General features: G+C 69.5%; 19 protein-coding genes and 1 pseudogene. 16 read left to right on the top strand and 4 right to left on the bottom strand.

What is annotated here, in order from left to right:
* Positions 1-162: 162 nt before the first annotated feature.
* From AC07EQ_RS06390 to AC07EQ_RS06355, 8 genes are read left to right on the top strand one after another with little or no spacing between them, the layout of a single operon-like run.
* Positions 163-1,434: an FAD-dependent monooxygenase gene (locus AC07EQ_RS06390; RefSeq protein ID WP_478386886.1), complete on the top strand. Its 1,272-nt coding sequence runs from the start codon at positions 163-165 to the stop codon at positions 1,432-1,434.
* 34 nt (positions 1,435-1,468) lie between these two features.
* The gene (locus AC07EQ_RS06385; RefSeq protein ID WP_478386885.1) at positions 1,469-2,878 is read left to right on the top strand and encodes an MFS transporter; all 1,410 of its coding nucleotides are present in this window, start codon (positions 1,469-1,471) and stop codon (positions 2,876-2,878) included.
* Positions 2,879-2,923: 45 nt separating this feature from the next.
* Positions 2,924-3,820: an FAD binding domain-containing protein gene (locus AC07EQ_RS06380; protein WP_478386884.1), complete on the top strand. Its 897-nt coding sequence runs from the start codon at positions 2,924-2,926 to the stop codon at positions 3,818-3,820.
* The gene (locus tag AC07EQ_RS06375; protein ID WP_478386883.1) at positions 3,817-6,264 is read left to right on the top strand and encodes a xanthine dehydrogenase family protein molybdopterin-binding subunit; all 2,448 of its coding nucleotides are present in this window, start codon (positions 3,817-3,819) and stop codon (positions 6,262-6,264) included. Before AC07EQ_RS06380 ends, AC07EQ_RS06375 begins: the two co-directional genes overlap by 4 nt.
* A complete protein-coding gene (locus tag AC07EQ_RS06370) occupies positions 6,261-6,797 on the top strand; it encodes a (2Fe-2S)-binding protein (RefSeq protein ID WP_478386882.1) in 537 nt (178 codons plus the stop codon). Before AC07EQ_RS06375 ends, AC07EQ_RS06370 begins: the two co-directional genes overlap by 4 nt.
* Positions 6,794-7,492 carry an SRPBCC family protein gene (locus AC07EQ_RS06365; protein ID WP_478386881.1) on the top strand — a complete coding sequence of 233 codons (699 nt, stop codon included), beginning with the start codon at positions 6,794-6,796 and terminating at the stop codon, positions 7,490-7,492. The genes AC07EQ_RS06370 and AC07EQ_RS06365 overlap by 4 nt, the downstream gene beginning before the upstream one ends.
* A complete protein-coding gene (locus AC07EQ_RS06360) occupies positions 7,479-8,186 on the top strand; it encodes an isochorismatase family protein (RefSeq protein WP_478386880.1) in 708 nt (235 codons plus the stop codon). The genes AC07EQ_RS06365 and AC07EQ_RS06360 overlap by 14 nt, the downstream gene beginning before the upstream one ends.
* Before the next feature lie 44 nt (positions 8,187-8,230).
* Entirely contained in the window at positions 8,231-9,145 is a 915-nt protein-coding gene (locus AC07EQ_RS06355) for an alpha/beta fold hydrolase (protein ID WP_478386879.1), read from the top strand.
* Positions 9,146-9,459: 314 nt separating this feature from the next.
* On the opposite strand, the gene AC07EQ_RS06350 is transcribed toward AC07EQ_RS06355, so the two are convergent.
* The 3 genes from AC07EQ_RS06350 to AC07EQ_RS06340 are packed head-to-tail and all read right to left on the bottom strand — an operon-like array spanning position 9,460 to position 13,480.
* Positions 9,460-11,430 (bottom strand): glycoside hydrolase, encoded by a 1,971-nt coding sequence (locus AC07EQ_RS06350; RefSeq protein ID WP_478386878.1) that lies wholly within the window; start codon positions 11,428-11,430, stop codon positions 9,460-9,462.
* Between the two features lie 41 nt (positions 11,431-11,471).
* Positions 11,472-12,785, bottom strand: coding sequence for a sensor histidine kinase (locus AC07EQ_RS06345; protein WP_478386877.1), 1,314 nt, complete (start codon positions 12,783-12,785; stop codon positions 11,472-11,474).
* Positions 12,782-13,480 carry a response regulator transcription factor gene (locus tag AC07EQ_RS06340; RefSeq protein ID WP_478386876.1) on the bottom strand — a complete coding sequence of 233 codons (699 nt, stop codon included), beginning with the start codon at positions 13,478-13,480 and terminating at the stop codon, positions 12,782-12,784. Before AC07EQ_RS06340 ends, AC07EQ_RS06345 begins: the two co-directional genes overlap by 4 nt.
* 63 nt (positions 13,481-13,543) lie before the next feature.
* Between AC07EQ_RS06340 and AC07EQ_RS06335 the strand changes: the two genes are divergently transcribed.
* From AC07EQ_RS06335 to AC07EQ_RS06320, 4 genes are all read left to right on the top strand, one after another.
* A complete protein-coding gene (locus AC07EQ_RS06335; RefSeq protein WP_478386875.1) occupies positions 13,544-14,449 on the top strand; it encodes an endonuclease/exonuclease/phosphatase family protein in 906 nt (301 codons plus the stop codon).
* A 201-nt stretch (positions 14,450-14,650) separates the two neighbouring features.
* Complete coding sequence (gene solA / locus AC07EQ_RS06330) at positions 14,651-15,775, top strand: N-methyl-L-tryptophan oxidase (RefSeq protein ID WP_478386874.1); 1,125 nt, start codon at positions 14,651-14,653, stop codon at positions 15,773-15,775.
* Position 15,776: 1 nt separating this feature from the next.
* Complete coding sequence (locus AC07EQ_RS06325; protein ID WP_478386873.1) at positions 15,777-16,700, top strand: LysR family transcriptional regulator; 924 nt, start codon at positions 15,777-15,779, stop codon at positions 16,698-16,700.
* Positions 16,701-16,739: 39 nt separating this feature from the next.
* The gene (locus AC07EQ_RS06320) at positions 16,740-18,101 is read left to right on the top strand and encodes a sodium/glutamate symporter (RefSeq protein ID WP_478386872.1); all 1,362 of its coding nucleotides are present in this window, start codon (positions 16,740-16,742) and stop codon (positions 18,099-18,101) included.
* Between the two features lie 49 nt (positions 18,102-18,150).
* Here the strand turns inward: AC07EQ_RS06320 and AC07EQ_RS06315 are convergent.
* Positions 18,151-18,333, bottom strand: a pseudogene (locus AC07EQ_RS06315) (helix-turn-helix domain-containing protein); the annotation flags it as partial.
* A gap of 66 nt (positions 18,334-18,399) precedes the next feature.
* Here AC07EQ_RS06315 and AC07EQ_RS06310 point away from each other — a divergent pair.
* The 4 genes from AC07EQ_RS06310 (at position 18,400) to sbnA (ending at position 23,143) form a co-directional block, all read left to right on the top strand.
* Positions 18,400-19,566, top strand: a complete 1,167-nt coding sequence (locus AC07EQ_RS06310) for an FAD-dependent oxidoreductase (RefSeq protein WP_478386871.1) — start codon at positions 18,400-18,402, stop codon at positions 19,564-19,566.
* Between the two features lie 58 nt (positions 19,567-19,624).
* On the top strand, positions 19,625-20,848 hold the full coding sequence (locus AC07EQ_RS06305; protein WP_478386870.1) for an allantoate amidohydrolase: 1,224 nt from the start codon (positions 19,625-19,627) through the stop codon (positions 20,846-20,848).
* 245 nt (positions 20,849-21,093) lie between these two features.
* On the top strand, positions 21,094-21,765 hold the full coding sequence (locus tag AC07EQ_RS06300) for a haloacid dehalogenase type II (RefSeq protein WP_478386869.1): 672 nt from the start codon (positions 21,094-21,096) through the stop codon (positions 21,763-21,765).
* A gap of 394 nt (positions 21,766-22,159) precedes the next feature.
* Positions 22,160-23,143 carry a 2,3-diaminopropionate biosynthesis protein SbnA gene (gene sbnA, locus AC07EQ_RS06295; protein WP_478386868.1) on the top strand — a complete coding sequence of 328 codons (984 nt, stop codon included), beginning with the start codon at positions 22,160-22,162 and terminating at the stop codon, positions 23,141-23,143.
* Positions 23,144-23,149 lie beyond the last annotated feature (6 nt).

Here is a 23,149-nt window from a genome sequence, read left to right as displayed (position 1 = left end):
CGCATCCTGATCGCCTGCGCCCTCTTCGCGCTGATCAGAAGCGCATCAAGCGGTAATCACCTGCGAACAAAACCTTTTCAAACAAGACCTTGCATATCCGGATAGTACGTGTTCGGATCACCTGAATCCGACGCGGGTTCGGGCGAGGACGAGGAGGCCAGCGTGGCTGCGAGCCAGTCGTTCGAAGTCGTTGTTGTCGGTGCCGGCCTGGGCGGCCTGTGCACCGCGCTGTCGCTGCGGCAGCGTGGCCTGCGGGTCACCGTGGTCGAGGCGGCGGCGCAGCTGGGGGAGATCGGCGCGGGTATCCAGACCGCGCCCAACGCCAGCCGGATCCTGATCGGACTGGGGCTTCGCGCCGAGCTCGAGCGCGTGCGCACCGAACCCCAGGACCAGGTCCGCCGTCGCTGGGCCGACGGGAGCATCATCGGCCAGCTGCCGCTCGGGCAGCGGGTGATCGACCAGTACGGGGCGCCCTACTGGCACTACCACCGCGCCGACCTGCACGGCGTCCTGCTCGAGGCGTGCTTGGACCCGACGGGGCCCGGCCCGGTGGTCGAGGTCGCCACCTCGGCGAAGGTGGTCGATCTCGATCGCACCGATCCGGCGCGCCCGGCGGTGCTGACCGCTGATGGACGCCGGTTCACCGGGGACCTCGTGGTCGGGGCGGACGGCATCCGGTCCGCGGTGCGGGATCTGGCGGGATTCGACGACACCCTGGAGTTCTCCGGGGAGATGGCCTATCGTGCGCTGATCCCCGGCGACATGGTGGCCGCCGACCCGGCGACCCGGTTCCTCGTGGACCGCTTCCACTCCACGATCTGGTACGGCCCGGACAAGCACCTGGTGCACTACATGATCCGCGGCGGTCAGTACCTGAACATCGTCGCGATCGTCCCGTGCACCGAGGAGATCGCCCGGGACTGGAGCGGCCCGGCGACCGCGGCGCAGCTCGCCGCGGAGTACGACGACTGGGACGACCGCGTTCCGGCCGTGCTGGCCAAGGCGAAGGACGAGGACGTGTCGGTGTGGGCGATGTACCGCCGGCGCCGCGACCCGGTCTGGGTCGACGGGCGGGTCGCCCTGCTCGGCGATGCCTGCCACGCGATGCTGCCCTACCAGGCGCAGGGCGCTTCCCAGGCGATGGAGGACGCCGCCGTGCTCGCGGAGGAGCTCGGCCGGGTGACCCGCGACGGGATCGAGGCGGCCCTGGTCCGCTACGTCGATCGGCGGGCGAAGCACGCGGGCATGGTCCAGGATGCGTCCCTGCAGAACATGAGCTTCTACCACCTGCCCGATGGCCCGGAGCAGCGTGAGCGCGACGAGAAGCTGCGTCGCTTCGATGGTGAGTCCGACGTGTCCTACGACTGGCTGTGGAACGGCAGCCCGCTCACGGACCCGGACACCGAATCCATCCATTACCAGTTCGCACGCTGACGCGTGACGCCGCTACAGCACAACGGAGTGACTCATGCGTACCGGAGACCAAGTCGTCCAGGACCTGCCCTGGCGATGGAGCGTGCAAGGCAAGATCTTCCTGATCGGCGGACTGGGCTACATGTTCGATGCCTGGGACGTCGCGCTGAACGGCTTCCTCACCCCGCTGGTGGGGACCGAGTTCGGGCTGTCGCCGGGCCAGAAGGGGTTGGTGGCCACCGCTAACCTGATCGGCATGGCGGTCGGTGCGGTCGCCTGGGGGACGGTGGCCGACCGCATCGGGCGCAAGCGCGCGTTCAGCATCACGCTGCTGCTGTTCGCGCTGTTCTCCGCGGTCGGGGCGCTGTCGCCGAACCTGGAGATCTTCCTGCTCCTGCGCTTCCTCGCCGGCGTCGGTCTCGGTGGGTGCATCCCGGTCGACTACGCGATCGTCAGCGAGTTCTCACCCCGCCGGCAACGGGGACGGGTGCTCTCGGCGATGGACGGCTGGTGGCCGGTGGGGACCACGCTGGCAGGCGTCTCGGCGACGTTGCTGGTTCCGGTGCACGGCAACTGGCGCTGGATGCTGGTGCTGATGATCCTGCCGGCGGTTCTGCTGATCTGGGTGCGGCGCGGTGTTCCGGAGTCTCCGCTGTACCTGGTCCGCAAGGGCCGTGAGGAAGAAGCGCGCGCGGTCATCGACGATCTAGTGCGACGCACCGGAGCGAATCCGGAGCCCTACGTGATTCCGGCGGCGGTCGTGGAGGACACTCGCGGTGGGGCACTGGCGGCAGCGTTCGACCAGCTTCGCCGGGTGTGGGCCTTCAACCCGCGGATCACTGCGGTGTCGTGGACGCTGTTCACCAGCGTGATGCTGGTGTACTACGCCGCGCTGAGCTGGATGCCGTCGATCCTGAAGGCGGAGGGCTTCGGCGAGATCGCGGCCTTCGCTTCGACCGCGCTGATGAACGCGGTGGGCATCGTCGGCGTCGCACTGGCGGTGCTCGTCGTCGACCGGGTGGGCCGCAAGCGGGTCATCGCGACCGCGGGGCCGGTCATGTCGGTGATGCTGGTGGTGTTCTCGTTGCTGCTGGGAACGCCCACGTTGGCGGTCGTGGCGATCGGCGCCTTCGGCCTGTTCGCCCTGGTGGTCATCCCGGTCATGTACGCCTACGTCTCCGAGCTCTACCCGACGGAGCTGCGCGCCTCGGGCTTCGGCTGGGCGTCGTCGTCGAGCCGCGCCGTCACCGGCTTCGCCCCGCTGCTGTTCGGCAGCGTGCTGTGGCCGGTGCTGGGCCTGCCGTTGACCTTCACGGTGCTCGGTGTGCTCGTGGTGGCCGCGGTCGTGTTCATGATGGTCGCCGCGCCGGAGACCCGAGGCCGCGAACTCGACCACATCACCGAGCTCGGTGCTGAGCCGACGGTCGTGAAAGCCGCTGCCACAACGGAGACTTCGGCGCACTGACGGCTAAATCCGTTCCAGGTATCGAACAACGAGGAGGTTGACCGCGTGAAGCCCGCTGCGTTCAGCTACCACCGGGCGCATGACGTCGCCGATGCCGTCGGCTTGCTCGGCGAACTCGCCGCAGCGGGCGAGGAGCCGAAGCTCATCGCCGGTGGTCAGAGCCTGATACCGATGATGAACTTCCGGCTCGCCCGGCCGACGGTCCTGGTCGACATGGGACTGCTGCGCCGCGATCCGGCGATGAGCTCGATCCGGCGCGACGGCTCGGAACTCCGGATCGGGGCGTTGAGCACCCATCGTGCGGTCGAGACCGCCGGCCACACCTTGGGGCCGGAGTTCGACGTGATCTCCCGGGCCATGCGGTGGGTGGGCCACCTGCCGATCCGCTCGCGCGGCACCGTCGCGGGCAGCATCGTGCACGGAGACGCCACCGCCGAGTGGTGCCTGCTCGCCCTGCTGCTCGACGCCGTGATCGTCGCCGAAGGCCCGAACGGGCAACGGGAGATCCCGGCCGCGGAGATGTTCTACGGGTTCTACGCCACGGCCGTCGAACCCGACGAGGTCGTCGTGGAAGTGCGCTTCACGCGCCCGGCGCCGCGAGCCGCGCTCACCGAGTTCGCCCGCCGCCACGGGGATTTCGCGACCGTCGACGCAGCGGTCGCGCTCGACGCGGACCCCGTCGCCGAAGCGGGTCCGCTGACCGGAGGCCGGGTGGTGCTCGGTGGAGTGGCCCCGGCGCCCATCCGGGTTCCCGAGGCCGAGGCCGTGCTGGCCGGTGGTGTCCCCGGGCCGGATCTGTTCACCGCGTGCGGGGATGCCGCCGCCGCGGCCATCGATCCACCCGACGACGCAGCGGGTACCGGCGCCTATCGCCGTCGGCTCACCCGGACGCTCGTCGCCCAAGCCCTGCACGAGGCGTGGGAGAAAGGAGTTGCGCGATGACCGGAGGTGATGCCGGTGTCCGACACGGATCTCCGCAGTCCGGCGGGAAGCGCTGGGTCGGGGCCGCCGTCCCCCGGCGCGAAGACCCACGCCTGCTGCGCGGCCGGGGGCGGTTCATCGACGACGTCCAGCTGAGCGGGATGCTGCACGCGGGTTTCGTCCGCTCCACCGTCGCGCACGGCCGGATCCTCGGCATCGACCTCTCCGCGGTCCGCGAGGTCGAGGGCGTCGTCGCCGCCTACACCGCTGAGGATCTCGGCCTCGGCGACATCGTGGCGCTGCTCGATCGCCCGCCGGAGGAGTTCGCGCCCACCGCGATGCCCATCCTCGCAAGGGAGAAGGTGCGCTTCGTCGGCGAACCGGTGGCCGTGGTCATCGCTCGCGACCCGTACAGCGTGGAAGACGGCATCGAAGCCGCGGTGGCCACCTACGAACCCTTCGACGCGGTCGTCTCGGAGGAGACCGCGTTCGCCGCGGACGCACCGCTCGTGCACGAGGAAGCGCCCGGGAACGTCCTCCTCGACGTGTCGATGTTCGACACACCCGGTGTCGACACCGCGTTCGAGGCCGCCGAATCCGGACCGGGGTGCGTGGTCGAGGTCGTCACGCGAAGCGGGCGGCAGAACGCGCTGCCGCTGGAAACGCGCGGTGTGGTCGCCTCCTGGGACGACCGCGACGACCAGCTGCTGGTGCAGACCTGCACGCAGGTCCCGCACCAGGTGCGCACTGTGCTGGCCCGCTCGCTGCGCGTTCCGGAGCGCACCGTGCGGGTCACCGTCCCCGACATGGGCGGCGGATTCGGCCAGAAGTGCGTGGTCGGCCGCGAGGAGATCGCGGTCGCAGCGGCGGCCCGGAAGCTGGACCGCCCGGTGAAGTGGATCGAGGACCGCCGGGAGGCGCTGACCGCCGCATTCCTGGCCCGCGAACAGCGCTACCGCACCCGCGCGGCGTTCGACGCCGAGGGCAGGATCACCGCCCTGGACGTCGACGTCGTCTGCGACATGGGCGCTTACTCCTGCTACCCGTTCACGGCCGGCATCGAACCGCTGATGGCCTCCGCCGAGATGCCGGGCGTCTACCAGGTGCCCGCCTACCGGGTCCGCGGCCGCGCCATCACGAGCAACAAGGCGCCGACCGCGCCCTACCGCGGGGTCAGCCGTCCGCAGTACGTCATGGCGATGGAACGCGTCATGGAGCGTGCCGCGCGCGAACTCGGCATCGACCCGGTCGAGATCCGCCGGCGCAACGTGATCACCGAATTCCCCTACACCGGCGTCAACGACGTCACCTACGATCCCGGCACCTACCGGGAATCGCTCGACCTCGCCGAGGCCACCCTCCGCGATGAGGGCTGGTACGAGTTCCGGGACCGGGCCGCCGCCGAGGGGCGGCACATCGGCATCGGATACTGCTGCTTCTCGGAGCGGACCGGCTACGGTTCCGACGCTTTCGCCAAGCGCAAGATGCAGGTGGTTCCCGGTTTCGACGTCTCCGAGATCCGGATGGACACCACGGGGTCGGTGGTGGTCACCAGCGGCACGATGAACCACGGGCAGTCGCATGAGACGACCCTCGCCCAGATCGTGGCCGACCGGCTGGGACTGGACCTGGACAAGGTCAAGCTGCGGCAGGGCGACACCGAGCGCATCGCCTACGGGTGGGGAACCTTCGCCTCGCGGTCGGTGACGATCGGCGGGTCGGCCGTGTCCGTCGCGGCCAGACGGCTCGGCGAGCTGCTGTGCACCATCGCCGCGCACCTGCTCAGGACACGCCCGGACAACGTCCGCCTGGACGGCGATGGGGGAGTCGTCCAGATCGACGACCCCGCGCAGCGAGTGTCCTTCGAGGACATCGCGGACGTGGCCTATCTGCGCAGCCACCTGTTGCCCAAGGGCGTCGAACCGACGCTGACGGCGACCGCGAGCTTCGACGTCGCCGGTGACGGCACGTTCTCCAACGCCACCCACGCGGTGGTCGTCGAGGCCGATCCGGGCACCGGCCAGATCACAATCCTGCGCTACGCCTGCGTGGAGGACTGCGGAGTGGTGATCCACCCGCAGGTCGTCGATGGCCAGTGCCGCGGCGGGATCGCCCAGGGCATCGCCGGAGCGCTGTTCGAGGAAATCACCTACGCCGACAACGGCGAGCCCTCGGCCGTCAGCTTCATCGACTACCTCGTACCGACCGCGACGGAGATCCCCGACATCACCGTCACCCACCTCGAGACACCGTGCGCCTTCACCGAGAACGGCGCCAAAGGCGCCGGCGAGGGCGGCACCATCGGTGCACCGGCCGCCGTGCTGAACGCGATCAACGACGCACTGCGCCACACCGGAGCCGAACTCGACACCACGCCCGTGCACCCGCAGACCGTGCTGGCCGCGCTGGACGCGGCCCGCTCCCCGCAATCGTCCGACCGAGAGGAGGCGACCACCCCGTCATGAACGATCGACACCTGATCGGGCTGAACGTCAACGGCGCAACGCACGAGGCCATCGTCGAACCGCGGAAGACCCTGCTCGACGCCCTGCGCCACGACCTCGGTCTCACCGGCACCCACGTCGGATGCGAGCACGGGGTGTGCGGGGCCTGCACCGTCCTCGTCGATGGCGAACCGGTGCGGGCCTGCCTGATGTTCGCCGTACAAGCCGAGAACTGCGACATCCGCACGGTCGAGTCGCTCGCCGACGACGGCGAGCTCTCCGATCTGCAGCGGGCCTTCCGCGACCACCACGGACTGCAGTGCGGGTTCTGCACCCCTGGGTTCCTCATGCTCGCCGAGGGCTTCCTCGCCCAACAGCCGGACGCCGACCGCGACGAGATCCGCGAGGCGGTCTCGGCCAACCTGTGCCGCTGCACGGGTTACCAGACGATCGTCGACGCGATCGCCGCGACCGCTGCGTGTCGACGGTCCACTTCGGACACCGAAACTGCTTGCCCGGCCGGCATCTCCGCCGAGAAAGAAGCGACACCGTGATCCTGGAAAACCAACTGCAAGTCCCGGCCGACCCGGATGCCGTGTTCGCCCTGATCAACGACGTCGAGCGGGTGGCGGGCTGCCTGCCCGGCGCGACCCTCGACGGGCGGGACGGCGACACCTACCGCGGCCGCGTCAAGTTCAAGGTCGGCCCGATCAGCGCCGCCTACGCCGGCACGGTGAGGTTCAGCGAGGTCGCTGCCGCTGATCGCCGGCTGCGACTGCTCGCGCGGGGAGCGGACAGCCACGGCAACGGCGACGCCGAGGCCGATGTCACCCTGACCGTGATCGAAGCTCCCGGGGGAGCGACGCTCAACCTGCACACCGACCTGTCCGTGCGCGGAAAGCTCGCCCAGTTCGGCAAGAGCGCGATCGGCACCGTGTCCAACCGGCTGCTCGACCAGTTCGCCCGCAACCTCGCCGTCCAACTGCAGCAGGGGCCGAGCACCGCGGCCTCGGAACCGGCTCTCGGAACCCCGGGCAGCAACGGCGTTGCGCCCGCCCCGGCTGCGAGGCCCGCTGCGAACGACAGCGGCGATGCCCTCGACGGGCTGGCGATGCTGCTTCCTCCCGAGACCCGGCGATACGCCGCGGTGGCGGCCGCAGCAGCACTCGGGTTCTTCCAAGGCTGGCTGCTCGGCCGGATCCGCACCCAGGACAAACTGATCAAGGAGTTGCAGCGTGCCCGTCGATGACCACCGATCCGCCGGCCTGCACGGGGCCGAGACCGATGCCACCTACGACCGGGCCGGGTTCGGCGCCGCTGTTCCCCGTGGCAGCCGCCCGGCACTGGTCGTGGTCGACCTGACCCGCGGATTCACCGAACCCGGCTTCGCCTCCGGATCCGACCTCACCCGGGAGGTGACCGCGGCGGCCGTCCTCGCGACCACGGCCCGGCAGCACGACGTGCCGGTGATCTACACCGCGATCAGCTACACGCCCGCCGAGGCAGACGGCGATTCCGTCGCCTGGCTCCGCAAAGCACCGGGCATGCGAGCCCTGCGGGAAGGAAGCGAAGAGGTCGCTCTCGATCCCCGACTCGAGCAGCACACTGGCGACCACCTCGTCCTGAAGAAGGGCGCCTCCGCATTCCACGGAACCGGCTTGGCCACCCTGCTGACCAGCCTGGGCACCGACACGCTGCTCGTCTGCGGCGCCACCACCTCCGGCTGCGTCCGCGCCACCGCGGTCGATGCCGTGCAGTGCGGCTTCAACACCCTCGTCGTGCGAGAAGCCTGCGGTGACCGAGCGCAAGGCCCGCACGATGCCGCCTTGTTCGACCTGCAAGCCAAATATGCCGATGTCATCGGCCTCTACGACGCCCTGGCCCACCTCGACCGCCTGCCCGGGCGCAACACCGCCGCGCCCCTCGCATCGGCGGCCGGGTAGCGCGCCGACCGCTGAGCCGACTCGCCGACACAGGAAGGCCACTCGTGACCACGTCCCTCCCGCCGATCCCGACCGAACCACCGACTGCCCGCACCATGAGCCAACTGGCGTTGGCCGATCTCGGCGCCGTCCCCGCGGTGAGCCGATGGGTGTGTTCGGGACCGCTCCGGCTGCACCTGCTCGACTACGGACCGGCCGACGGCGTGCCGGTGCTGATCCTTCCCGGCATCACCAGCCCCGCCATCACGATGGACTTCGTGGCGCGAGAACTGACCGACCTCGTGCGCCCGCTCGTGCTCGACATCCGGGGCCGCGGACTCTCCGACAACGCGCCCGAGCCCATTGCGGCCGACGGTGCAGGTGCACTGCATGGCTACGACCTCGCCAGCTACGCCGCGGACGTCGATGCGGTCGTGTCCGGGCTGCAGCTGGAAAGCCCCATCCTGCTCGGACACTCCATGGGTGCGCGGATCGCGGCGCTGGCCGCGACCACCGGCCATCACGAACTGCGAGGGGCCGTTCTGGTCGACCCCCCGATGAGCGGCCCGGGCAGGGATCCCTACCCCACAACCCTCGAAGCCTTCCTCCGCCAACTCGACCAAGCCCGCGACGGCACCGACGCCGACGAGGTGGCGCAGTCCTGGCCCCGCTGGCCCCGCAGGGAACAGGAGCTGCGCGCCCGCTGGCTGTCCTCCTGCTCACGGACCGCTCTCGCGGCCACGCACGCCGGATTCGAATCCGAGGACTTCTTCGCCTTCTGGCCCGAAGTCCCGGCCCCCGCGGTCCTCGTCTACGGAGCCGACAGTCCGGTCGTCACCGCCGCCGGCGCGCAGGAAGCCGCCAAGGCCAATCCCTCCGCCGAACTCGTCGAAGTCCCCGGAGCCGGGCACATGGTCTTCTGGGATGAACCCAACGCCAGCCTCGCCGCAGTGCGTGCAGCACTGCGGAAGCTGAGCTGATGGGGCTGTGCGGCGACGTGACGGCGCATGCGGCTGGAGTGTTGCAGCCGGGCATCGCGGCACTGGTGGATTGATGGCCTGTCGTGGTGTGGGTGCGGTAACGCGGGGTCTTGTCTTTGAAGCGGCGCAGCCGCTTAGCCCACCTACGGAGCTTGCACCGCTGCGGGTTCTCAGGTGTTTTCTCGCGAGGACAGCCCCGGCGTGGTGAATTGGCATTCATGAGTCGGGGATCCCACAGCGAGAAGACGCCTGAGGTTCCGCCACCTGCACCGCCACGCAGGATGAGTTTGGAAAAAGGCTCTAAGGCTGGAGGCTTACAAGGCGTCCGGGCACAGGGGTGCGAGCGGAGCCTTGCCCGGGATGTCGGCCTGGACGCAGTGGGCGGGTAGGCCGTTGTGCGCAGTGGTGCCGAAGTTCGCCGTGATGGTCAGGGCGTTGTCGCCGAAGGTCGTCCGCTGGACCTCGTGGTCGTCGGTGAGCCAGCGGAAGTCGGTCATCGGCTTCGTGCCGGCGGCCTCCTGGAGCTTGGCGAAGTAGTCCTGGAGTCCGGCGATTTGCTCGCCATGCTGAGAAATCGCCTGCTGGTCCAGGGCGAGGTTGAGCGGGGTGTTGTGGAGCATGGCCATCAGCGTCCGGTCGGTCTGCTGCCGCGGCAGCTTGTGCAGGGGGATCTCCCAGCGGTCGGTACTGATCACCGAGTCGTGCAGAACGGTCTCGTACAGCGGCACGCGGTAGACCGGTTCGAACATGGCGCGGGCGACGTTGGCGGGCAGTTCGGCCGGTTCGAAGAAGAAGCCGGGCCGTTCATCAGGCCAGTAGGCACCCCACGTTTCCTTGTCCCGCTCCGCCTTCCACAGGCCGGGGGTGACGGGGGTGGTGGAGCCGTGGCTGAAGGAGAGCACCTGGTTCGCCCAACTGCCAACGGTTTCCGAGCCGAGGACGAGGTCGCGATCCTCGGAGAGGTCGCGCATGCGTGTCAGGCGGTTGGCACGGTCCTGGGCTTGGGTCATGGGGTGGTTCGGGCTGTGGTCGCGAAACACCTCCCCGGTGGCGTCGACGTCGAGGAAGTAGCTGCGTGCCCCGTTGGCGGTCATGGAGTCGATGCGGTCGGCGAGGTAGTGGTGCCGCGGTTCGGCGTCGGCCAGTGCCTGGGAACTCACATAACAGCCGCGGCCCTGGAATCCGGTCACCGGTTCGCCGTTCTCGTCGTGCACGCATGCGTCGGGCCAGACGCGATCGGGCCAGCGTGCGACGGGGGTGTCGGCGGTGGCGGGGTCTTGGGCGTTGTCCCAGCTGTCGTAGGGGCCGACGAGGTATCCGGCCTTGTTGGCCGCATCGGTGGCTTCGCGGCTCATGGGGTTGCCGTCGGCGTCATAGCCGAGCCACATCTTGTCGATGCCGAGGTCCTGAAGCTGCTCGATGGCTTCGGGGCTGCGGCCGTCGCCCCAGAGATAGGCGTGGAATGCGCCGATCAGCTTCCGGGTTTCGGGGTTAGCGCGGATCTTCTGCTCGAGGCTGCTGAGCCGGCCGTGCTCGGTCAGCCAGCGCCGGTAGTCCTGGGCGGAGGCGACGGGGGAGTTGTCGGTGAGGGCGAACGCGACGGTGTAGTCGGTGGTGGCGTTCCCCGGGGTGAACTCGTGCGTGGCGTCGGTGCGAAGACGACCTTGTTCGGAGACGAACCGCAGCGAGGTGTCCAGATCGGTCGGGACCACGTAGCCGGCGCCGTGGCGGCCGATGGTGTGGCCCCAGAACGGCATGGTGAGGTCCTTGAGGTCAATGGCCTCCTCGGTGAGCTCGGCATCCGATGAGTTCCAGAACGGGTCGCGCACCGGCACGTTCAGTCCCTCGCCGCGTGGGAGCTGCACGGCGCTGCTGGCCTGGTCGGTACCCGTGACGGGCCAGGTCAGGGTGTTGTCGGAGTCGGCGTGCAGGTCGACGACCAGTCGGCCGTCACGGGCAGTGGCCGCGGCGGTCAGGCCTCGTTCGGGGTAGGTCCAGGTGGCCTTTCCGCCGTCCACCTGGACCGGGCCCGGTTCGCCCAGCGGCGTCGGGCTCGCGGCGGAGAGCGTCATCTGCTGTCCGTCGTCGGTGCGTGCGGTGATCTCCAGCGTCCGGGGGTTCAACCGGGCTTCGCCAGTGCCCATCGCCACGACCACGGTCTGGCCGTCGCGCCGGACGCCGGCCTGGGCATGGGCACACGCGGGTGACAGCGTGGTGAGGCCCAGCGTGGCCAGTGCGGTGAGTGCGAGGGCTGGACGCCGCTGTGGTGGCTTCCTATGTCTCATGGTCGCCAACGTGGTGGATGGCCATGAGAGGAAGATGAGAATCAAGGCTGGGGGAAGCGCAGGGCGAAGCGGGTCCCGCCGGCCGGCAGGGATGCCACGTCGATGTCCGCGCCGTGGGTGCGTGCGACTTGGGCGACGATGGCAAGGCCGAGACCGGAGCCGGGGATCTCGCGGGCGGTGTCGGCGCGGTAGAAGCGGTCGAAGATGTGCGGGAGGTCCTCGGCGGCGATCCCGGGTCCCTGGTCGGTGACGCTCAGTTCACCGCGGTCGAGGCGGACGGTGACGGTGCCGTGGTCCGGGCTGAACTTCGCGGCGTTGTCGAGCAGGTTCGCGATCGCCCGGGCGAGCCGGTCCCGTGCGCCCGTGACGATCGTCCCGTCGAGATCGGCGCGGAAATCCACGGTGGGCCAGTGCCGCTGGGCGTTGGCGAGAGTGTGTTCGACGAGGTGGTCGAGGCGGATGTCCTCGACGATCTCGGTCGGTTCGTCGTCGCGAGCGAGTTCGATCAGGTCGTTGACCAGCTGGGTGAGTTCGGCGAACTGGTCGTGCACGCGCCGCAGGAGCCGGCTCTGCACCTCCGGGGGCAGGGAACCGGCGGTGCTGAGCAGGTCGATGTCGGAGCGCAACGCGGTCAGCGGTGTGCGTAGTTCGTGGGAGGCGTCGGCGACGAGGCGCCGCTGCGCGGCGATCGAATCGGCCAGCGCGGCGAGCATGGTGTTGAAGTTCCGGGCAAGCTCGGCCAGTTCGTCGTTGCCTCGGGCGCTGATCCGGTGCGTGGGGTCGCGCGTGGTGGCGATGCGGCGACTGGCCTCGGTGACGCGGCGCAGCGGCCGCAGGCTGGTCCGTGTCACCAGGTATCCGAGCACGCAGGCCAGCACGACCCCGCAGGCGCTGGCCAGCAGCAGCACCTGCCGGACCCGGCCCAGGCTCTGCTCGACCTGGTCCGAGCGAACCGCGACCTGAAGTGCCCGCCCCGGTTCCAGCGCGACCACGAGCGTCCGCATCGGACGGCCGTCCACCACGAGATCGGCAGTGGCCCTGCCGCGAACGCCGGACAAGACGGCCTCGGCCTGCGGCGGCACCGGGAACGCCGTCGAGCCGGAACTCGCGGTGACCGTCTGGCTGCATGCGGGTGATGCGAGCCATTCGCACTGCTGCGAGAACGACGGATCCCAGTTGCCCTGCTTGATCTGCAACTGGACGCGGCTGGCTTCCCTGGTCAACGCCAGATCGAGCTGGCGGTGCGATTCGCGCGCGATCACCCAGTAGGCCAGCACCGCCATGACCACGACGGCCACCGCCACCGACAGCGCTGCGAGCGCGGCCATCCGGGTGCGCAACGGGATGGTGCTCACGGTTGCCTCAGCTGGTAGCCCATTCCGCGCACGGTGTGCAGCAGCCGCCCTTCGCCGCCGGATTCGAGCTTGCGTCGTAGGTATCCGACGTAGACCGCGAGCGAATTGCTGGCCGGACCGAAGTCGTAGCCCCAGACCCGGTCGTTGATCACCTCACGGGTGAGCACCTGTCCCGGATTGCGCACGAACAGCTCCAGCAACGCGAACTCGGTCTCGCTGAACTGGATCACCCGCCCACCGCGCGTACCCTGCCGGGCCGCAGGGTGCAGGACGAGATCGGCGTAACGCAGCGGTTCGGCGTCGGCGGTACCTCGGCCCGCCCTGCGCAGCAGCGCCCGCACCCTGGCCAGCAGCTCGCCGAGGTCGAAGGGCTTGAGCACGTAGTCGTCCGCACCGGCGTCCAGCCCATCGATCCGGTCTCGCGCCTCAACCCGGGCGGTCAGCACCAGGATCGGTGTCCGGTCACCCGCGGCGCGTAACGTGCGGCACACCGCCAAGCCATCCAGCCCGGGCATCACCACGTCCAGCACGATCAGATCCGGCCGTTGCTCGGGGACTGCCCGCAGCGCCTGCGCACCGTCGGTGGCCGTGCACACCCGGTACGAATGCACGGTCAACGCGTCGGAGAGCGTAGCGCGCACCGCCGGCTCGTCGTCGACGACGAGCACCGTCGCGGGCCCGCTGCTCTGATCCACTGTTCCTCCAGACCAAGCGGAAGTTCTTAAGAAGCGCTCACGAAGTTCGTCCACGGTGGCCTGATGACCATTCGGCCAAGGGCAAAGGACGCCGTACTCGGCGCAGCCGCGACGATCCTAGCGGTGCTTCTCCTCGGACACGGGTTCGTGCCGGACGTGGGCGGACTCGGCACGGTGCTGGACAGCTTCCTGCCCTGGCTTGGCGTGCCCATCGCGGTGTTCGGATTGTGCGCCCTCGTTCTTCGCTCCTTGCACGGGGCATTTGCTGCTGTGCTGGCTGCCACGGTGTGGGCCTCCTTGTTCCTGCCGGGCGTGATGGCAGCGACTCCTGGTTGCGGGAGTGGTGTGCGGGTGCTCACCCACAACGTCGGCGCGGCGAACTCCGACCCCGACGGCACCGCGGCAGCGTTGGCCCGCTCCGACGCAGACCTGATCGCCGTGCAGGAACTCACCGGCCGTACCAGGCGCAGCGTTGCCAGCGTCCTTGACGAAAGCCACCCCCACACCGCGACCGTCGGCACCGTCGGGCTGTGGAGCCGCTATCCCGTGACCGATGTGCAACCCCTGAAGCTCGGTTTGGAATGGGCACGAGCGTTCAGCGCACAGGTTCGGCTTCCTGGCGGCGAAACCACTGTGTACGTCGTCCACTTGGCCTCGATCAGGCTCGGTGACAGCGATGCGCGCGACCGCGCAGTGGACGCGCTCGCGGAGCAGATCAACGGCGATGGTGCGCGACGACTTCTTGTTCTGGGTGATCTGAACACCGCCACGACCGACAGGCGCTTCGCGCAGCTCACACGTACGGCAACAGACGTCAACAGCGGATTCGGCTTCACCTGGCCGGCACGGCTACCCCTCACGCGCCTCGACCACATCCTCGCGCGTGGCTATGCACCTGCCGGTGCTTCCGTGCTTCCGGCAACCGGGAGCGATCACCGAGCGACGACCGCCGCATTGACATGCCAGTGACAAGACCCTCGTCCCTGGCTCCGACGAGAACGGTGGTGGTGTCGAAAGATTTCACCCGCGGTCGGCACCTCCGAGTTTCTCGCCTTGGTCAGGCTGAGGCACGAACACGTGCGATCTATAAAGATCGGCTATGGCTTGACAGCCTTTTCATATTGACCAGGTATTGCAGGAGCTCGCTGCGGGAGTTGAGAATCCCCGTCCATGGATGCAGACGTGATCCTGGTGGGGCTCGGCAGTGTGGGAGCGATGGCCGCCTGGCGGCTCGCGGAGGTCCACGGTGCGCAGGTCATCGGCGTGGAGCAGCACGCGCTGGGGCACGACGCCGGGGGCTACGCGGGCGAGTCGCGGTTGTTCCGCACCGGGTACCACGAGAGCCCCGAGTACGTCCCGATGCTGCTCGAGGCCCGCGAGCTCTGGCAGGAGTTGGAGCGGGGCGGGAAGCGGACCCTGTTTCACGCTTCGGGGGTGCTGTCGATCGGCGCTTCGACGATCGCGCCGATGCGCAACGTGCTGGCTTCGGTGCAGGAGCACGGGATTCCGCACGAGGTGCTCGATGCGGCGGAGTTGACGAGCCGGTTTCCCCAGCACGGGTCGATCACCGATGAGATCGGCGTCCTCGACCGGCTCGGTGGTGTGCTGCGGCCCGAGTCCGCGGTGCAGGAGGCGCTGCGCCGGGCGCGTCAGGCGGGGGCGGAGCTGATCGACAACGCCCCCGTCACCGGGATCGAGGAGATTCCCGGTGGCGTGCGAGTCTCGACCGCGCGGGGTGCCCGCACCGCCAAGCACGTCGTCGTCACCGCAGGGGCCTGGGCGTCGCAGGTGCTGCCGGAGCTGCGGGAGCTGCTCGACATCCGTCCGCTCGTGCTGACCTGGTTCGCCCCGGAGGACCCGGCGCAGTACGCGCCGGAGGTCTTCCCGGGCTTCATCCGCGACCTCGGCGATGTCCACCTGTTCGGCATCCCGAGCGTGGACGGCGCTTTGGTGAAGGCCGGCTGGGCCGACGCCTGGGGCTCGATCGATGATCCTGGCCGGCTGACCCGCTTCCTGGCACCGAGTGCGCTGGCAGGCGTCGGCGGCGAGGTCCACGCCCTGGTCCCGGACCTGCCGTCGCAGCCGAGCCGGCACTCGGTCCACATGGACGCCTACACCCCGGACCGGCGAGCCGTCATCGGAACGGTCCAGCCGGGGGTGGCGGTCGTCGCGGGGCTGTCCGGCCACGGCTTCAAGCTCGCGCCCGCCTTCGGCGAGATCGCGGCCCGCCTGGCTCTCGGACTGCCGCAGCAGCACGACATCTCGCGGTTCTCCCCGGACCGGTTCGGAGGCTGATGTGGAACTCCGGCTGTTGCGCCACTTCGTGGCCGTGTACGAGGAACGCAGCTTCACCGCCGCGGCGCGCCGCCTGCACACCGTGCAACCGCCGGTGAGCCAGGCGATCGCCAACCTCGAACACGAACTCGGAGTGCGGTTGTTCGAGCGGACCAGCCGCTCGGTGTGGCCGACCTCCGCCGCCGATGTCCTCTACCCGGAGGCGATCTTCCTGCTCCGGAGGGCGGCGGAGACCAAGACGCTGGTGCGCGGGGTGCCGGGCCGCACCCCGGTCCGCATCGCCGCGGTGACCTCGGCCTTCCCCGCCCTGCTCCCGGCTCTGCTGCCGGAGTTGGGGGAGTGGGATCCCGTGGTGGTCGACCTCGGCAGCTCCGAGCAGCGGCACGCCCTCGCCGCGGGGCGCATCGATCTGGCCATCCTCCGGGAGTGGGCGGACGACTCCCCGGACCACATCGTGCTCGCCGACGAACGGCTCCTGCTGGCCGTGCCGCTCGACCACCCCCTGGCTGCCGCCGACACCGCATCCCTGCGCTCCGTGGCCACCGAGCGGATCGTGCTGTTCGGCCGGGACCGCGCTCCGGTCGCTTTCGACGCCATCGCCGCGGCCTGCGCCGAAGCCGGGTTCTCCGCCGAACCGGTGGCCCACGTGCAGAGCGAGCAGGCGATGCTGGGCCTGGTCTCGGCCGGGCACGGCGTGGCGATCGTCTCCGAGATCACCGGCCTGACGCCCTGGCCGGGCGTGCGGTTCCTGCACCTCCCTGACACGACCACGCGCTCGCCGCTGCGCGCGCGGGTCGCCGGTGGAGACCCGCTCGGGTTGCTACCCGTCGTCGAGCGCGCCTTCCGGTCCGCTCAGCGATCGCTCGGTTTCGGCGAGCTCGCTCGCGGCAGCGCCGACCATCCCACCGCCTCCGACGCCGACTAGGCCTCGGGAAGGCATCCCCACCAACACCGTAGGAGTCCCGTGGACTACTCAGCCTGGTCGCTGCTCGTCGATGCCGGCTTGATCGGCTTTCTCCTCGTGATCGGCGCCGCCCTGCGGGCGACCATCCGACCACTCCAGACCTTGATGGTCCCGGCCAGCGTGCTCGCCGGCGTGCTCGGCCTCGTGCTCGGCCCCAACGTGCTCGGCGTGCTGCCCTTCTCCGATCAACTCGGCGCGTACTCCTCGCTGCTCATCGTGGTCGTGTTCGCCTGCCTGTCGCTGACCGACGACGTCGACGTGCGACGGCTCGGCCGCTCGGTCGCCGGGTTCGCGAGTTACGGCGTCCTGTTCTACGCGGCCCAGATCGTGGTCGGCGTCGTGCTCGGGCTGCTGGTGCTCGGCCCGCTGTTCGGCACCCACGACGGGTTCGGCCTGCTGCTGTTCGCCGGGTGGGCCGGCGGATTCGGCTCGGCCGCGGCGATGGGCACCGTCTTCGGGGAGGGCGGCTGGACCGAAGCGCAGTCGCTGGCCTTCACCTCCGCCACCGTCGGGCTGCTCGTCGGCATCGTCGGCGGCATCATCCAGGCCAAGATCGGCGCGAAGCGCGGATACGCCAAGGAGTTCAAGGGGCTCAGCTCGCTGCCCGAACACCTCCGCACCGGTGTCCTGCGCCCGGGCGACGAGCGGCCGGCGATCGGCACGCACACCTTCTCCGGCGGTTCGATCGAGTCCCTGGGCTTCCAGGCCGCGATCGTGCTGATGATCTCCGCGGCGGCCTACGGGGTCAACACGCTCCTCGGCGATGTCTTCCCGTCGGTGTCGTTCCCGCTGTTCTCGATCGCGTTCGTGGTCGGGCTGGTCCTGCGCGGGCTGCTGTCGGCGACCAAGACGCGCCGGTTCGTCGACGCGGAGTCGCTCAAGTCGATCTCGGGCAGCGCCACCGACGTCCTCGTGGTCTGCGGCATCGCCTCGATCGTGCCGAGCTTCGTCGCCGGTTACTGGCTCCCGCTGCTCGTCCTGTTCGCCGTCGGGCTGGCGCTGTGCCTGCTGCTCGGAATCGGGGTCGCGCCGCGGATGCTCGGCGACGCGTGGTTCGAGAAGCAGATCTTCACCTGGGGCTGGGCGACCGGTTCGGTCTCGACGGGGCTCGCGCTGCTGCGCATCGTCGACCCGCGGCTGCGTTCCCGGACCCTGGAGGACTTCGCCATCGCCTACCTGCCGCTGCTGCCGGTGGAGGTGACGGCGGTGACGTTCACCCCGGTGCTCGCGCTCGCGGGTGCGGGCTGGGCCATCGCCGGAATCTGGGGCGGTATCGCAGTCCTCGCCCTGGCAGTGCCCTTCGTGCTAATCCGGCGAACGCCGACCGGCACCAGGAGCCGCACGTCAGAACCGACCGGTTGACCTCCACCGGATGTCGCGAAAAGCGACGAGGCCCCCTCGGGCGGGGCTGCGACCAGAGCCGCACCCGCCGCGTCGTGCGGTGAAACAGCTCGACACCGAGCTCGGCCTCCAGCTGACGGATCTGGTGACTCAGCGGAGGCTGGGAGATGTGCAGGCGCTCGGCCGCGCGGTCGAAATGCAGTTCGTCGGCGACGACCCATGTATCAGTTCGCGACGAACAAGTATTGGACAGATCTGAATAGCGCGAGGTCCGATGGTCCTCGTCCACCCCGATTCCACGAATTTTCGGAGCCGTTCCGTGCCTTCACTCCAGTCGCAGTACGCCGTCATCGGTGCCGGTCTGGCAGGTTCTGCCGCCGCGTGGCAGCTGGCCTCCCGGGGCCATGAGGTGACCTTGCTCGAACAGGCGACGCCCGCCCACCACGGTGGCAGCTCGCACGGATCGGCGCGCATCCTCCGCTACGCCTACCCCGAGCACCTCTACACCCGGTTGATGGTGCAGGCGAAGCCGCTGTGGGACGACCTCGAACGAAGCGCCGGCCGCAACCTCATCACGCCGACCGGCGCGCTCGACTTCGGTGCGCAACGCCGGCCCGAACACCTGGCACACGTCCTCGGCGACCTCGGCGTGGACCACGAGCTGCTGAGCGTCCAGCAGGCCACCGAGCGGTGGCCGGAGTTCAGCTTCGACACCCCCGTCCTGTGGCACCCGGGCGCCGGCGTGATCCACGCCCAGGCGGCCGTGGAGGCGATGGTCGAGCTCGCCGTGGCGCACGGGGCGCATCTGGAGACCGGCTGGCGGCTGACGTCGGCCGTTCGGGACGGGGCCGGGTACCGCCTGGTCTCGGCCGGCGGTGACGTCGTCGAGGCCGAACGAGTCGTGGTGTGCGCCGGAGGCTGGTTGTCCGATCTGCTGGCCGACCTGGCGCTCCCGCAGGGGTTCTTGTCCGGGATGCCGGCGTTGGCGGTCCGCCAGGAGCAGGCGTACCACTTCCCGTACCGGGATCGAGTTGCCGTCGGCAGTTCTGCCGAGCCGTGGCCGACCTTCATCTACAAGAGCGAGCAGATCCAGGTCTACGGCTTGCCCGGTGGTGAGGACGCCGGTTTCCGCGGGCAGAAGGTCGCCGAGTTCAACGGGGGAAAGCCGCTGCCGTCGGCAGCGCACCAGGACCAGATCATCGATCCGGCCAACCGTCGACGGGTCACCTCCTACGTGCAGGAGAAAATTCCCGGCCTGGAGCCGGATCCCTACGCCGAAACCACGTGCCTGTTCACGAACACCCCCGGCGAGAACTTCGTCCTCGACCGCGCCGACGGGGTCACCGTGGTGTCCCCCTGCTCCGGGCACGGGGCGAAGTTCGCGCCGCTGATCGGTGTCCTGGCCGCCGACCTGGCCAGCGCAGCGGCCACATCGGACGTGTCCACCGTGCCCCAGGAGTTCCGCGTGGCGGTCAAGGCCGACTGATCTGCGGCACCAGGCAGAGCCGCAACGCCCCGAATCCCGTGAAGTGAAGGAAGGCACCATGCCTGATCGGCTCAGCACAGTGACGTCGTTGCTCCGTGACATCCACGATGTCGGGACCGACCCGGTTCGAGGCGGGTACTCGCGCCCGGTGTTCTCCCACGCCGAGCTCGACCTCCGGGCGTGGTTCACGTCCGAGGCCGCCGCGCGCGGGCTCGACGTCACCACCGACCGCAACGGCATCATGTGGGCCTGGCTCGACGTCCCGTCAGGGGAGCGGACCGACGCTGTGGTCACGGGCAGCCACCTCGACTCGGTGCCGGGCGGCGGAGCTTTCGACGGACCCTTGGGTGTCGCCTCCGCGCTCACCGCAGTGGACCTGATCCGGAGTCGAGGGCACCGGCCGCAACGCCCCTTGGCCGTCGCGGTCTTCCCCGAGGAGGAGGGATCCCGCTTCGGATTGGCCTGCCTCGGCTCGGGAATCATGACCGGGACCGTGGACGTGACGCGTGCGCTCAAGCTCACCGACCAGGATGGCAACACCCTGGCCGACGTCGCCGGCCGCAACGGCCTGGACCCCGGCAACATCGGACCGGACCGCGAGGCCCTCGGGCGGATCGGGGCATTCGTCGAACTGCACGTCGAGCAGGGACGCGGGCTCGTCGACCTGGACCAACCCGTGGCCATCGGATCGTCGATCATCGGCCACGGACGCTGGCGGTTCACCGTGACCGGGCAGGGAAATCACGCGGGGACGACGCTGATGTCCGACCGGCGCGACCCCATGACCGTGGCGGCACGAATCCTCCTCGCCGCCCAGGAGACAGCACGGTCCACACCGGCGGCCCGCGCAACGGTCGGACGGATCGCACCAGTTCCGGGCGGCACCAATGTCATCGCATCCTCTGTGGACGTGTGGCTCGACGTGCGGCACCCGGACGACGAGGTGGCCCGGGCGGTCGTGCAGCGGGTCGCGGACGCAGCGCAAGAGGCGGCGGCTCAAGAGGGCTGTTCGGTGGCTTTGCGCGAGGAATCCTTCAGTCCCACAGCGCATTTCGACCAAGGACTTCAGCGCCGCCTCGCCCGAGTTCTCCCGGAAGCCCCTGTTCTGGACACCGGAGCGGGCCATGACGCCGGCGTGCTGTCGCCGTTCCTGCCGACAGCGATGCTCTTCGTCCGGAACCCCTCCGGCATCTCGCATTCCCCGGAGGAGCACGCCGAACCCGTGGACTGCGAAGCAGGTGCCGAGGCGCTCGCAGACGTCCTGACCGACCTGACAACATGACCGGACCCGATCCGGCCGCCGTGACGGCAGCCGTCGCCACCTGGAGGGGCGGAGTGGCGTATTCGGATGGACTCGATTTTGGGGAAAGTCTTCAGCGTGTGTCTTGTTCGATGAATTTCTGGTAGCGGAGGCGGCGGCGAGGAACCTGCCGGATCGCCATCTCGGCGGCATGCCGACGCCCCTGCAACACTGGTGACGGAAGGTAGTCGACAACAGGTTCAGCGGTCCAGCGAACGGAGTTCTGCATGCCCAGCCGACCACGAGCGGTGGCGTTCGATGTTGTCGAGACGCTGATGTCATTGGAACCCCTGCGGCCCCGGTTCGCCGAGGTCGGTCTCCCGCCGAATCTGTTGGAGCGCTGGTTCGATCGGCTGCTGCGCGACGGCATGGCCTTGACGCTGGCCGGTGATTACGAGCCGTTTCCGGAAGTCGCCGCGGCGGCGTTGCGCACGCTCGCCCGCGGCGAACTCGACGAGGACGCCGTGGCGCACGTGCTGGCGGGTTTCGGTGAACTGCCCGCTCACCCCGATGTCGAGCCCGCCATGCGCACCCTCGCTGAAGCCGGGATCTCGATGGTGTGCCTGAGCAACGGCACAGCCGAGACGACCGCCGGGTTCCTTGCGCGCAATGGTCTCAGCGGCTACGTCGACGAGGTCATCAGCGTGGCCGACGTCCACAGCTGGAAACCACCGCGTCGCGTCTACGAGTACGCGCTGGAACGGATGGGCCACCCCGCCGACGAGGTGTGCCTGGTCGCGGTGCACGCCTTCGACTGCCACGGGGCCAAGCGGGCGGGGCTCACCACGGGTTGGGCCAGCCGTCTCGAAGGGCACTACGCGGAGGTTTTCACCCCGGCCGACGTGCTCGGCCGCGATCTTGTTGATGTGGCGCGGATACTGGCCGCCTTGCCCCGGTAACGCCTCGGCGGGCCTTACGCCTCGCCGCGCCGATGCCGGCCGGTCGCTTTTGGTGTGCCGAAGAAACCAGTTGTGCGGCTTCCGGGCGGACGGTTGCGGCCTGTAGTCCGGACTGAGTGACCTGCCGCGAGGACACTGTGGACAGTTCGGCTTCGCTCGCCTGTTGCTCGCGTGCAACGACCGGGTTCGGCGCCTGCCCGGATCTGTTGCCGGATGGCGGCATCGGCACGTGCGCATTGGTCTGAACCGGTGACCGGTCGTTGCTCTATACGGGTCAACTTCGCCGTGTCCATGTGATCGTCGTCTCTCGACCTCTTCCTATTAAGTTAGCCTACCCTTTGCTAGCGTTCCGGCTGTCGCCCTGCCCGTTCCGGTCGTAGAGCTGAGGAGAAACGTGGCTGTCGACGCTCTGACCGAATCTGTCGCCGAGTCCGTTTTCGAGTGCGTGGGCAACACGCCTGTAGTCGCGCTGAACCGGCTGTTCCCCGAACCCGATGTCGAGGTGATCGCGAAACTTGAGCTGATGAATCCCGGTGGGAGCATGAAGGACCGCTCCGCGCGGCACATCGTCGAATGTGGACTGCGCGAGGGGTCCATCCGCCCCGGGAGCCACTTGGTGGAGAGCAGTTCCGGGAACTTCGGGATCGCGCTGGCCATCGCCGCGCGCATCCACGGCCTGCGGTTCACCTGCGTGTTGGACCCCAAGGCGGCCCCGGCCAACGTTGCGATCCTGCGGCACCTGGGCGCCGAGGTCGACCGGGTGAGCGAGCCGGACGAGATGGGCGGCTACCTGCACACCCGAATCCGCCGGGTGCAGGAGATCGTGGCGGGCTCGCCCGGGGCGATCTGGATCAACCAGTACGCCAACGACCGGAACTGGCAGGCGCACTACGACGGCACCGGGGCCGAGTTGACCCAGCAGCTGGTCCGCCCGCCGGCGTACCTGTTCGGTGCGGTCAGCACCACCGGCAGCCTGCTCGGCTGCTCCCGCCGGTTGCGGGAGAGCTTCCCGGACCTGCGGGTGGTCGCGGTCGATGCGGTGGGGTCGGTGATCTTCGGAGCGGCGCCCGGGCGGCGCGACGTCCCCGGCATCGGCGCCAGCCGGGTGCCGGAGCTGCTGGTGCCCGCCGAGTTCGACGACGTGGTGCACGTCAACGACTTCGAAACGGCCCAGGGCTGCCGGGACCTGCTGGCCGCGGAAGGCATCTTCGCAGGTGGCTCCACCGGCGCGGTGGTCGCGGCGATCCGGCGCGCGCTGCCCCGGCTGCCGCGGCCCTGCCGGGTGGTCGCGGTCTTCCCGGACCGCGGTGACCGCTACCTCGACCTGGTTTACGACGACGACTGGTTCGCCGCCGCCCGGCTGCGCTGCGCCGGCTGATGACGA

It is taken from the genome of Saccharopolyspora sp. NPDC045839 (genome assembly GCF_056431645.1).
This window is presented reverse-complemented; position numbering and strand designations above follow the sequence as displayed.

Coding starts and splice junctions, on each gene's coding strand:
- AC07EQ_RS06385 (WP_478386885.1), top strand. CDS start 1,469: ATGCGTACCGGAGACCAAGTCGTCCAGGACCTGCCCTGGCGATGGAGC.
- AC07EQ_RS06375 (WP_478386883.1), top strand. CDS start 3,817: ATGACCGGAGGTGATGCCGGTGTCCGACACGGATCTCCGCAGTCCGGC.
- AC07EQ_RS06370 (WP_478386882.1), top strand. CDS start 6,261: ATGAACGATCGACACCTGATCGGGCTGAACGTCAACGGCGCAACGCAC.
- AC07EQ_RS06350 (WP_478386878.1), bottom strand. CDS start 11,430: ATGAGACATAGGAAGCCACCACAGCGGCGTCCAGCCCTCGCACTCACC.
- AC07EQ_RS06335 (WP_478386875.1), top strand. CDS start 13,544: ATGACCATTCGGCCAAGGGCAAAGGACGCCGTACTCGGCGCAGCCGCG.
- solA (WP_478386874.1), top strand. CDS start 14,651: ATGGATGCAGACGTGATCCTGGTGGGGCTCGGCAGTGTGGGAGCGATG.
- AC07EQ_RS06305 (WP_478386870.1), top strand. CDS start 19,625: ATGCCTGATCGGCTCAGCACAGTGACGTCGTTGCTCCGTGACATCCAC.
- AC07EQ_RS06300 (WP_478386869.1), top strand. CDS start 21,094: ATGCCCAGCCGACCACGAGCGGTGGCGTTCGATGTTGTCGAGACGCTG.